General features: G+C 57.7%; 9 protein-coding genes. 6 read left to right on the top strand and 3 right to left on the bottom strand.

Annotated features, from left to right (window positions below):
• Positions 1 to 16 precede the first annotated feature (16 nt).
• A complete protein-coding gene (gene aceA / locus IYV58_RS01475; protein ID WP_004127709.1) occupies positions 17 to 1321 on the top strand; it encodes an isocitrate lyase in 1305 nt (434 codons plus the stop codon).
• A 53-nt stretch (positions 1322 to 1374) separates the two neighbouring features.
• On the top strand, positions 1375 to 3117 hold the full coding sequence (gene aceK, locus IYV58_RS01480; RefSeq protein WP_032742235.1) for a bifunctional isocitrate dehydrogenase kinase/phosphatase: 1743 nt from the start codon (positions 1375 to 1377) through the stop codon (positions 3115 to 3117).
• 13 nt (positions 3118 to 3130) lie between these two features.
• On the opposite strand, the gene IYV58_RS01485 is transcribed toward aceK, so the two are convergent.
• Entirely contained in the window at positions 3131 to 3535 is a 405-nt protein-coding gene (locus IYV58_RS01485) for an ASCH domain-containing protein (protein ID WP_087829759.1), read from the bottom strand.
• Positions 3536 to 3544: 9 nt separating this feature from the next.
• The gene (iclR, locus tag IYV58_RS01490; protein WP_004127712.1) at positions 3545 to 4372 is read right to left on the bottom strand and encodes a glyoxylate bypass operon transcriptional repressor IclR; all 828 of its coding nucleotides are present in this window, start codon (positions 4370 to 4372) and stop codon (positions 3545 to 3547) included.
• A 195-nt stretch (positions 4373 to 4567) separates the two neighbouring features.
• Between iclR and metH the strand changes: the two genes are divergently transcribed.
• Together metH and IYV58_RS01500 are read left to right on the top strand one after the other, a co-directional pair.
• Positions 4568 to 8251 carry a methionine synthase gene (gene metH / locus IYV58_RS01495; RefSeq protein WP_004127713.1) on the top strand — a complete coding sequence of 1228 codons (3684 nt, stop codon included), beginning with the start codon at positions 4568 to 4570 and terminating at the stop codon, positions 8249 to 8251.
• 187 nt (positions 8252 to 8438) lie between these two features.
• Complete coding sequence (locus IYV58_RS01500) at positions 8439 to 10070, top strand: Na/Pi cotransporter family protein (RefSeq protein WP_004127714.1); 1632 nt, start codon at positions 8439 to 8441, stop codon at positions 10068 to 10070.
• Positions 10071 to 10264: 194 nt separating this feature from the next.
• On the opposite strand, the gene pepE is transcribed toward IYV58_RS01500, so the two are convergent.
• Entirely contained in the window at positions 10265 to 10954 is a 690-nt protein-coding gene (gene pepE, locus IYV58_RS01505; RefSeq protein WP_049115450.1) for a dipeptidase PepE, read from the bottom strand.
• A 236-nt stretch (positions 10955 to 11190) separates the two neighbouring features.
• On the opposite strand from pepE, the gene IYV58_RS01510 reads away from it, so the two are divergent.
• Positions 11191 to 11484 (top strand): type II toxin-antitoxin system CcdA family antitoxin, encoded by a 294-nt coding sequence (locus tag IYV58_RS01510; protein ID WP_004127718.1) that lies wholly within the window; start codon positions 11191 to 11193, stop codon positions 11482 to 11484.
• Positions 11484 to 11801: a CcdB family protein gene (locus tag IYV58_RS01515; RefSeq protein WP_014837118.1), complete on the top strand. Its 318-nt coding sequence runs from the start codon at positions 11484 to 11486 to the stop codon at positions 11799 to 11801. Before IYV58_RS01510 ends, IYV58_RS01515 begins: the two co-directional genes overlap by 1 nt.
• Positions 11802 to 11806 lie beyond the last annotated feature (5 nt).

Consider the following 11806-nt stretch of genomic DNA (forward strand, 5'->3'; position numbering starts at 1 on the left):
TATGGAGCATCTGCACATGAAGACTCGTACCCAACAAATCGAAGAATTAAACAAAGAGTGGACGAAACCGCGCTGGGAAGGGATTACCCGCCCATACAGCGCCGAGGACGTGGTGAAGCTACGCGGCTCGGTCAACCCGGAGTGTACGCTGGCGCAACTGGGCGCGGCAAAGATGTGGCGACTCCTGCACGGCGAAGCGAAAAAAGGCTACGTCAACAGCCTGGGCGCGCTGACCGGCGGGCAGGCGCTGCAGCAGGCGAAAGCGGGCATTGAAGCGATTTATCTTTCCGGCTGGCAGGTCGCGGCGGATGCCAACCTGGCCTCCAGCATGTATCCGGATCAATCGCTCTATCCGGCAAACTCGGTACCGGCGGTTGTCGATCGGATCAACAACACCTTCCGCCGTGCAGATCAGATCCAGTGGTCTGCGGGCATTGAGCCGAACGATCCGCGTTATACCGATTATTTCCTGCCGATCGTCGCCGACGCGGAAGCGGGATTTGGCGGCGTGCTTAATGCGTTTGAGCTGATGAAATCGATGATTGAGGCCGGTGCAGCGGCCGTACACTTCGAAGACCAGCTGGCATCGGTGAAGAAGTGCGGCCATATGGGCGGCAAAGTGCTGGTCCCCACGCAAGAGGCGATTCAGAAACTGGTTGCCGCGCGCCTGGCGGCGGATGTGATGGGCGTGCCAACCCTGGTGATTGCCCGTACTGACGCCGATGCGGCGGATTTAATTACCTCAGACTGCGATCCTTACGATCGTCAGTTCATCACCGGAGACCGTACCAGCGAAGGTTTCTTCCGCACCCATGCCGGTATCGAACAGGCGATCAGCCGCGGGCTGGCCTACGCGCCCTATGCCGACCTGGTGTGGTGTGAAACTTCCACCCCGGACCTTGAGCTGGCGAAGCGCTTTGCCGATGCGATTCACGCGAAATATCCGGGTAAACTGCTGGCCTACAACTGCTCGCCGTCGTTTAACTGGCAGAAAAAGCTGGATGATAAAACCATCGCCAGCTTCCAGCAGCAGCTGTCGGATATGGGTTACAAGTATCAGTTCATCACCCTGGCGGGTATCCACAGTATGTGGTTCAACATGTTTGATCTGGCGCACGCTTACGCCCAGGGCGAGGGAATGAAGCATTATGTTGAGAAAGTCCAGCAGCCGGAGTTCGCGGCGGCTAAAGATGGCTACACCTTTGTCTCTCATCAGCAGGAAGTGGGCACCGGCTACTTCGATAAGGTGACCACCATTATCCAGGGCGGAGCCTCGTCAGTCACGGCGTTAACCGGCTCTACAGAAGAAGATCAGTTCTGATAATTTCCCCCTCTCCCTCTCTCCGGGGGAGAGGGATGGGTGAGGGGGAAGCGATGACGCGTGGCCTGGAACTATTGATTGCTCAAACTATTTTGCAGGGTTTTGACGCCCAGTATGGTCGTTTTCTTGAAGTGACTTCCGGCGCCCAGCAGCGCTTTGAACAGGCTGACTGGCATACCGTCCAGCAGGCGATGAAGCAGCGTATTCACCTTTACGATCACCATGTCGGCCTGGTCGTCGAACAGCTGCGCTGCATTACTGATGGGAAAAATACCGATACCGATTTTTTGCTGCGGGTGAAAGAGCACTATACCCGCCTGCTGCCGGATTACCCTCGCTTCGAAATTGCGGAGAGCTTTTTTAATTCCGTCTATTGCCGGTTGTTTGACCACCGCTCGCTGACTCCCGAGCGGCTTTTTATTTTCAGCTCGCAGCCGGAGCGGCGCTTACGTTCCATCCCGCGGCCGCTGGCTAAAGATTTCTTCCCTAACCGGGGCTGGGACACGTTATTACGCAAAGTGTTATCCGATCTTCCTCTCCGCCTGCCGTGGCAAAACAGCGCGCGCGATATCGGATATATCACCGCTTGCCTACAGGAAGCGCTTGGCAGCGAGCTACTTTCCCGCTCACATCTGCAGGTGGCGAACGAACTGTTTTATCGCAATAAGGCGGCCTGGCTGGTGGGTAAACTCGTCACGCCAATAGCGACGCTGCCTTTTCTTCTCCCTATCCATCGTTCTGATGAAGGTGAACTGTTTGTCGATGCCTGTCTGACAACGCACGCCGAAGCCAGCATCGTTTTTGGCTTCGCCCGCTCCTATTTTATGGTTTACGCGCCGCTGCCCGGCGCGCTGGTTGAGTGGCTGCGTGAGATTCTCCCGGGTAAAACCACCGCCGAACTGTATATGGCAATTGGCTGCCAGAAGCATGCGAAAACCGAGAGCTATCGGGAATACCTGCACTACATTTCCCAAAGTGATGAGCAATTTATTGAAGCGCCGGGGATTCGCGGCATGGTGATGCTGGTGTTTACTTTGCCGGGGTTTGACCGGGTATTTAAGATCATCAAGGACCGCTTCGCGCCGCAGAAAGAGATGACAGCCGCCCACGTGCGCGCCTGCTATCAGCTGGTCAAAGAGCACGACCGCGTGGGACGGATGGCCGATACCCAGGAGTTTGAGAACTTCGTGCTGGAGAAACGGCAAATTGCGCCCGAATTGATGACCCTGCTGCAAACCGAGGCCGGAGCGAAAATTACCGATCTCGGCGATCGAATCGCCATCAGCCATCTTTATATCGAGCGGCGGATGGTGCCGCTCAATATCTGGCTGGAGCAGGTCGACGGTCAGGCGCTGCGCGATGCGGTGGAGGAGTACGGGAACGCCATTCGACAGCTGGCCGCCGCCAATATTTTCCCCGGCGATATGCTATTTAAAAACTTTGGCGTCACGCGTCACGGCCGGGTGGTGTTCTACGATTATGATGAAATTTGCTATATGACGGAAGTGAACTTCCGTGAGATCCCGCCGGCGCGCTACCCAGAAGATGAACTCGCCAGCGAGCCCTGGTATAGCGTCTCGCCGGGCGATGTTTTCCCGGAAGAGTTTCGCCACTGGCTGTGCGCCGATCCGCGCATCGGGCCGCTATTTGAAGAGATGCATTCGGACCTGCTGCGCGCCGACTACTGGCGGGAGCTGCAAACGCGCATCCGCAACGGCCACGTGGAGGATGTCTACGCCTATCGCCGCCGTCAGCGCTTTTGCGTGCGTTACGGCAATCTGCAGCAGGCGGGATAACAGGCGGCCTGGCTCAGGCCGCTTCGATAACGGCAAATTCTTCGTATACCAGCTCCATATCCGGAGCCCAGGTGCCCTCTCGTTCAAAGAAGGCCTGATGCGCCGATTGCCAGTAGGCGAGGCTCAAATCGCCTTCGCCTTCCAGCGCGGCGAGCTCCGGGCTCATTTCGTTAAAACGGATGAGCCTGAGCGTCAGGGTGCGTATCACGCAGACGGCTTTCCCTTTGCCGTCCAGTACAATGTGATATGCCCCTGGCGTCACGGGTGGCTGCTCCTGCTGATAGCTGACAAGCGAGCCGCAGGTACCGCGCTTTTTCCCCGCGACGACCAGTGCCGCCAGCTCGTCGGCCAGCGCCGCGGAGTCGCCGAAAGACCAGCAAAAAGCTGAAGGGTATTTATCCTGCCAGTAGGATTTCAGATCGCTCATTTAGCGCACTCCGCCGTAGGCCAGCGTGACTTCTTTCGCCGCCTTGATCACCATCGCGCCGAACTCGGTCACGCGGTCATCGGTAATGCGGGAAATGGGTCCGGAGATTGAGATAGCGGCGAACGGCTCACGATGTTCATCATAAATGCACGACGCCACGCAGCGCAGGCCAAGCGCGTGTTCCTCGTCATCAAACGAGTAGCCACGCTTACGCGTCTGGGCCAGATCTTCTTTCAGATGCACCGGCGACACCAGAGTGGCGTGGGTATAGGCGTGCAGACCTTTTCGGTGCAGCAGGCCGGTAACCTGCTCTTCGCTTAGCTGCGACAGAAAAGCCTTTCCGGCGCCGGAAGCGTGCATCGGCAGCTTACCGCCAATCGGCGCCGACATACGCATCAGTTGGGTACACTGCACCTGATCGATAATAATCGCCTGGTGGTCGCCCTGGTCAAGCACCGCGAGGTTAACCGTTTCGCCGGAGTCTTCCATCAGCTGACGCAAAATCGGATGGACGATCGCCAACAGGTTACGGCTTTGCAGGAAGCTGCTGCCGACGACGAAAGCATGCGCGCCTACCGACCAGTGTCCCAGCTCACCGACCTGACGAACAAAACCCAACTGCTGCATGGTCGTCAGCAGGCGGTGCGTCGTGGAGTTAGGCAAACCGGCCTGCTGGGCCAGTTCGGTCAGCGCCACGCTACCGTGGGATTCAGCAATCCATTCGAGCAGTTTCAGTCCGCGAGTCAGGGACTGAACTTGTCCGCCAGCCGGAGCGGCGGCGGGAGAGGCAGGTTTTCTGCCGCGTTTTGCGGGAGCGGGGGTCGCCATCGCGGACTCCTTTTTTCTGTATCGTGGAAATGATTTTCGTTTTATTTGGCGATAATGCAATCACTACCCGACTGATCGGATGAGTGAAGCTGAACATGTCTCATCTTGCCCGCTGTTCTCTTTTCCACCCCTTCGGTTTGTGCCAGTATGGTCTGTTGAGTTTTTCGGTCTGGTTGAGCGTTGTCGGGAGCGAGTGTGAGCAGCAAAGTTGAGCAACTGCATCAGCAGTTAAAAGCACGTATTTTGGTTCTGGATGGGGGCATGGGCACCATGATCCAGAGCTATCGTCTGAGTGAGCAGGACTTTCGCGGCGCACGCTTTGCCGACTGGCCGTGCGACCTGAAGGGCAACAACGACCTGCTGGTTCTCAGCAAGCCGGAAGTGATAACCGCTATCCACGATGCCTATTTCGAGGCCGGGGCGGATATCATTGAAACCAACACCTTTAATTCGACGACCATCGCGATGGCGGATTACCAGATGGAATCCCTGTCGGCGGAGATCAACTTTACGGCGGCGAAACTGGCCCGCGCCAGCGCCGATGCCTGGACCGCCCGCACGCCGGAAAAACCGCGCTACGTCGCAGGGGTCCTCGGCCCGACTAACCGCACCGCGTCTATTTCTCCCGACGTCAACGACCCGGCCTACCGCAACATCACCTTTGACGGGCTAGTGGAAGCCTATCGTGAATCCACCAAAGCGCTGGTGGAAGGCGGGGCGGATCTGATTCTGATTGAGACGGTGTTCGATACCCTCAACGCTAAAGCGGCGATCTTTGCGGTTAAAGAGGAGTTCGAAGCGCTGGGGGTCGATCTGCCGATTATGATCTCCGGCACCATCACCGACGCCTCCGGGCGCACGCTGTCCGGCCAGACCACCGAAGCTTTCTATAACTCGCTGCGCCACGCCGATGCGCTGACGTTCGGCCTCAACTGCGCACTCGGGCCGGATGAGCTGCGCCAGTACGTGCAGGAGCTGTCGCGTATCGCCGAATGCTACGTTACCGCCCACCCGAATGCCGGTTTGCCGAACGCCTTTGGCGAATACGACCTCGACGCCGACACGATGGCGGCGCAAATTCGCGAATGGGCTGAAGCCGGATTCCTGAATATTGTCGGCGGCTGCTGCGGCACCACGCCGGAACATATCGCCGCCATGAGCCGCGCGGTGGCCGGCCTGCCGCCGCGCCAGCTGCCGGAAATCCCCGTCGCCTGCCGTCTTTCCGGCCTTGAGCCGCTGAATATCGGCGATGACAGCCTGTTTGTGAACGTCGGCGAACGCACCAACGTCACCGGCTCGGCGAAATTCAAGCGCCTGATTAAAGAAGAGAAATATAACGAAGCGCTGGATGTGGCTCGCCAGCAAGTCGAAAGCGGCGCGCAGATTATCGATATCAATATGGATGAGGGAATGCTCGACGCCGAAGCGGCGATGACGCGCTTCCTCAACCTGATCGCCGGTGAGCCGGATATCGCCCGCGTGCCGATTATGATTGACTCCTCCAAATGGGAAGTTATCGAAAAAGGCCTGAAGTGTATTCAGGGTAAAGGCATCGTTAACTCCATCTCGATGAAAGAGGGCGTTGAGCCGTTTATCCAGCATGCGAAAAAGGTGCGCCGCTACGGGGCCGCCGTCGTGGTGATGGCCTTTGATGAAGTTGGCCAGGCCGATACCCGCGAGCGGAAAATTGAAATTTGCCGCCGGGCGTACAACATTCTCACCGAAGAGGTGGGCTTCCCGCCGGAAGATATCATCTTTGACCCGAATATTTTCGCCGTGGCGACCGGGATTGAAGAGCACAACAACTACGCCCAGGACTTTATCGGCGCCTGCGAAGATATCAAACGCGAACTGCCGCACGCGCTCATTTCCGGCGGCGTGTCTAACGTGTCGTTCTCCTTTCGCGGCAACGACCCGGTGCGCGAGGCGATTCACGCGGTATTCCTCTACTACGCCATCCGCAACGGCATGGATATGGGCATCGTCAACGCTGGCCAGCTGGCGATTTACGACGACCTTCCCGCCGAGCTGCGCGACGCGGTTGAAGATGTGATTCTGAACCGCCGCGATGACGGCACCGAACGCCTGCTCGATTTGGCGGAAAAATATCGCGGCAGCAAAACCGACGATACCGCCAATGCTCAGCAGGCGGAGTGGCGCAGCTGGGACGTCAAAAAACGCCTCGAATACTCGCTGGTTAAAGGCATTACCGAATTTATCGAGCTCGATACCGAAGAAGCCCGCCAGCAGGCCGCGCGGCCGATTGAGGTTATCGAAGGGCCGCTGATGGACGGCATGAACGTGGTCGGCGACCTGTTCGGTGAAGGGAAAATGTTCCTGCCGCAGGTGGTGAAATCCGCCCGCGTCATGAAGCAGGCGGTGGCCTATCTCGAACCCTATATCGAAGCCAGCAAAGAGAAAGGTTCCAGCAACGGCAAGATGGTCATCGCCACCGTGAAAGGCGACGTGCACGACATCGGCAAGAATATTGTCGGCGTGGTGCTGCAGTGTAATAACTACGAAATTGTCGACCTTGGCGTGATGGTGCCTGCGGATAAAATCCTGAAAACCGCCCGCGAGGTTAACGCCGACCTGATTGGCCTCTCCGGGCTGATAACGCCGTCGCTGGATGAGATGGTCAACGTGGCGAAGGAGATGGAGCGTCAGGGCTTTACTATTCCGCTGCTGATCGGCGGCGCCACCACCTCGAAAGCGCATACGGCGGTGAAAATCGAGCAGAACTACAGCGGCCCGACGGTTTACGTGCAGAACGCCTCGCGCACCGTCGGCGTGGTCGCTGCGCTGCTGTCCGCGACCCAGCGTGATGATTTTGTCGCCCGTACCCGCAAAGAGTACGAAACGGTACGTATTCAGCACGGACGTAAAAAGCCGCGTACCCCGCCGGTCACGCTGGAAGCCGCGCGCGATAACGATCTGGCCTTTGACTGGGAAAGCTATACGCCGCCAGTGGCCCATCGTCTGGGCGTACAGGAAGTGGAAGCCAGTATCGAAACCCTGCGTAACTATATCGACTGGACGCCGTTCTTTATGACCTGGTCGCTGGCCGGGAAATATCCGCGCATTCTGGAAGATGAAGTGGTCGGCGAAGAGGCGCAGCGCCTGTTCAAAGACGCCAATGAGCTGCTGGATAAGCTCAGCGCCGGGAAGACACTGAACCCGCGCGGCGTGGTGGGGTTGTTCCCGGCTAACCGCGTCGGCGACGACGTCGAAATCTATCGCGATGAAACCCGCACGCACGTGCTGACCGTGGGGCATCATTTGCGCCAGCAGACCGAGAAAGTCGGTTTTGCCAACTACTGCCTGGCGGACTTTGTCGCGCCGAAACTGTCAGGAAAAGCGGATTATATCGGCGCCTTTGCGGTGACGGGCGGCCTTGAGGAAGACGCGCTGGCCGACGCCTACGAAGCGCAGCACGATGATTACAACAAGATTATGGTGAAGGCGATTGCCGACCGTCTGGCGGAAGCCTTTGCCGAATATCTGCATGAGCGGGTGCGCAAGGTCTATTGGGGCTATGCGGCGAACGAGAACCTCAGTAACGAAGAGCTGATCCGCGAGAACTATCAGGGAATTCGCCCGGCGCCGGGCTATCCGGCCTGCCCGGAACACACCGAAAAGGCGACGATCTGGGAGCTGCTGGAGGTGGAAAAGCACACCGGCATGAAGCTGACGGAGTCCTTTGCCATGTGGCCCGGCGCGTCGGTTTCCGGCTGGTACTTCAGCCATCCTGACAGCAAGTACTTCGCGGTGGCGCAAATTCAGCGCGACCAGGTGGAAGACTATGCGTTGCGTAAGGGAATGAGCGTGGCGGAAGTGGAGCGCTGGCTGGCGCCGAACCTCGGTTACGATGCCGACTGATCCACCAAACCGTTATCTTTTCTTACAACTAACAGGGCGCTCAATGAGCGCCCTGTCTCTTTATTGTGCGTAAACCCTTATACTGAAGGGAACTTGCGATCGTTGCCGTCGGATAAGCAAAGCGCTATCCGGCCTGTAACGGTTGATGAGTTTCTGGAACAAATAAATATAAGGAGAAGCTGATTCCGTGTTAACTCTGCTACACCTGTTGTCCGCCGTCGCTCTACTGGTGTGGGGCACCCATATCGTCCGTACCGGCGTGATGCGTGTCTACGGCGCTCGCCTGCGCAGCGTGCTCAGCAGCAGCGTGGAGAAAAAACCGCTCGCCTTCTGCGCGGGGATCGGCGTTACCGCGCTGGTCCAGAGCAGCAATGCCACCACTATGCTGGTGACTTCTTTTGTCGCCCAGGATCTGGTGGCGCTGGCCCCCGCGCTGGTGATGGTGCTGGGCGCTGACGTCGGTACCGCGCTGATGGCGAGGGTGCTGACCTTCGACCTGTCGTGGCTTTCGCCGCTGCTGATTTTTATCGGCGTGATTTTCTTCCTCGGGCGCAAGCAAACGCGCGCGGGCCAGCTCGGGCGCGTGGGGATTGGTCTGGGCTTGATTCTGCTGGCGCTGGAGCTGATCGTGCAGGCGGTGCATCCCATCACCCAGGCCAACGGCGTACAGGTGATTTTCGCCTCTTTGACCGGCGATATTATGCTGGATGCGCTGATCGGCGCGGTATTCGCCATCATCAGCTATTCAAGTCTGGCGGCGGTGCTGCTGACCGCGACGTTAACCGCCACCGGCGTGATTTCGTTTCCGGTGGCGCTGTGCCTGGTGATCGGCGCTAACCTCGGCTCCGGGCTGTTGGCCATGCTAAATAACAGCGGCGCCAATGCCGCCGCGCGCCGCGTTGCGCTCGGCAGCCTGCTGTTTAAGCTGGTGGGCAGCCTGATTATCCTGCCGTTTGTACATCTGTTGGCAAACGTCATGGATGAACTCCCGCTGCAAAAATCCGAGCTGGTCATCTATTTCCACGTTTTCTACAACCTGATCCGCTGTATCGCCATGGTGCCGTTTGCCGGGCCGATGGCGAACCTCTGTAAGCGTCTGATTCGCGATGAGCCCGAGCTGGATGCGCGTCTGAAGCCGAAGCATCTGGATACTTCGGCGCTGGATACGCCCGCGCTGGCGCTGGCCAATGCCGCCCGCGAAACCCTGCGTATTGGCGATGCCATGGAGCAGATGCTGGAAAGCCTGCGTAAAGTAATGCACGGTGAGCCGCGTGAAGAGAAAGAGCTGCGGCGGATGGCGGATGATATCAACGTGCTTTACACCGCCATTAAGCTCTATCTGGCGCGGATGCCGAAAGAGGAGCTGGCGGATGAGGAGTCCCGCCGCTGGGCGGAAATTATCGAAATGGCGCTCAACCTCGAGCAGGCTTCGGATATCGTCGAAAGAATGGGCAGCGAAATCGCCGATAAATCGCTGGCCGCGCGCCGCGCGTTCTCTATGGAGGGGCTGAAAGAGCTGGACGCACTCTACGACCAGCTGCTCAGCAATCTGCAGCTGGCGATGTCGGTCTTCTTCTCCGGCGACGTGCCGAGCGCCCGCCGCCTGCGCCGCAGCAAACATCGTTTTCGCATTATGAACCGTCGTTACTCGCACGCGCACGTTGACCGCCTGCATCAGCAAAACGTGCAGAGCATTGAAACCAGTACGCTGCACCTGGCGCTGCTTGGCGATATGAAGCGTCTTAACTCGTTGTTCTGCTCGGTAGCCTATAGCGTGATGGAGCAGCCGGATGAGGACGATGAGCGCGATGATTATTAAGCGCTGATGAGCCGCCTGACATCCCTGGCTCGCGCTGTGCTTAACCGGGCTACAGGATTACCGCCGTCTGCGGCCGGTAGCTCGGCTGAGGCGTTTACGCCGCAACCCGGAGACTGCGCTGGCCCACCGCCGTCTGCGGAACGGTAGCCCGGAAAGGCGCAACGCGCCTCCTCCGGGACAAGAGCAAGCAGGGGTCAGAAACGATGGCCGGCGTTCAGGGTCACTGCTTCTTCTCCGGCTCTGAACACCAGCGTCGGATTCGGGCCGCCGAGAGTGGCGTGGCCCTGCGTCACCTGAATCCAGTTGCCTTCCGGCAGGCCGATAATCGTCAGCTCTGGCGCAACCACCAGCAGCTCGCGGATCCGCTGTTCGCGGGTCTCGCCTTTATGGCCTTCCGGCAGTGCGTTGGTGAAGTGCGGGTTAATTTGCAGCGGGAACAACCCCAGCGCAGTAAAACCGTTAGGGTCGACAATCGGCATATCGTTAGTGGTGCGAATCGTCGGACAGGCCAGGTTAGCGCCCGCGCTCCAGCCGATATACAGCGCCCCGCGCTTCACCACATCTACTATCGGCGCCAGCAGGCCGCGTTCGCGGCACTCTTTCAGCAACTGAAAGGTGTTGCCGCCGCCGACGATAACTATCTCCGCATTCGCAATCGCCGACACCGGATCCGCGACGCTGTGAATACCGGTAACCGTGACGCCCATTGGACTGAAGACGGCGGCGGTTTTCGCGGTGTAATCGTCCCAGGTTTGCGTTACCCCGGCGAAAGGAATAAATACCGCAGAACGGCGGCCGTTTAGCTGCCCGGCAATGGTCGGCAGCGCATGTTCCAGCCAGGCTTTGCCCGGTAGCGTTGAGTTACTTAATAGCAGCAGTTCCATCATTTCTCCATTTGGCCAGATGATTATTCGGGCAGGGATGTTATCACAGGATATCTTACCGCTTGCTGACGTGGCTCACGCTGAGACGCGCTGAACATAGCGGAACGGCGATTTCTGGCGCTGGGATTCTCTGAATTAAACTGGAAAGCGCCTCGCAGACTGACTCTACCGGGCGTGACAGGTTAGCGGGAACCGCTTAGTTTTACGTTGATGATTCACAGGCAAAGGAATAGAAAATGCTCGTTTATTACGCTAATCTGAGGCATGTCATGCGCATTATCATGGGGGCTATCATGCGCACTACGTCGAACGTTAAAAAATCAGTCAATGTCTCGCTTTCGCCTGAAATCCTGGAAGAGGCGCGTAAACTTAAAATCAACATTTCGGCGGTTTTAACGGAAGCTTTGCTTGAAAAACTTCGTGAGCACAAACGTGAAGAGTGGTTACGAGACAATAAGAAATCGATCGATACGATTAACCAATGGGTAGAAGAAAACGGTTCGTTTAGTGATTTTCAAAGGCCGTTCTGATGGAACAATATTGCGCTTATGAGAATACGGGAAGCGGTAAAAAGGTTTTCCCTTATTTAATCAACCTGCAGCATCCGGTCGCGAATGTCCTGAAGCATATCCTGGTTGCCCCTGTGATAGAACAAAACCAACTACCCGATACCCAGCCCCCGACCAAAATTTGTCCCGTGATTACGATTGCCGGTCAAACTTATATTGTGATGACGCATATGATGGCGGGTTTGCCGCAAAAAGAACTGGGCAAGCGCGTCGCTGATTTGACGGCGGACAGGGCTGCGCTGCGCGATGCAATCGACTTCCTGATCAACGGTTATTAGGGCGC

The sequence above is a fragment of the Klebsiella sp. BDA134-6 genome, assembly GCF_015601345.1.
GTDB lineage: Bacteria > Pseudomonadota > Gammaproteobacteria > Enterobacterales > Enterobacteriaceae > Klebsiella > Klebsiella grimontii.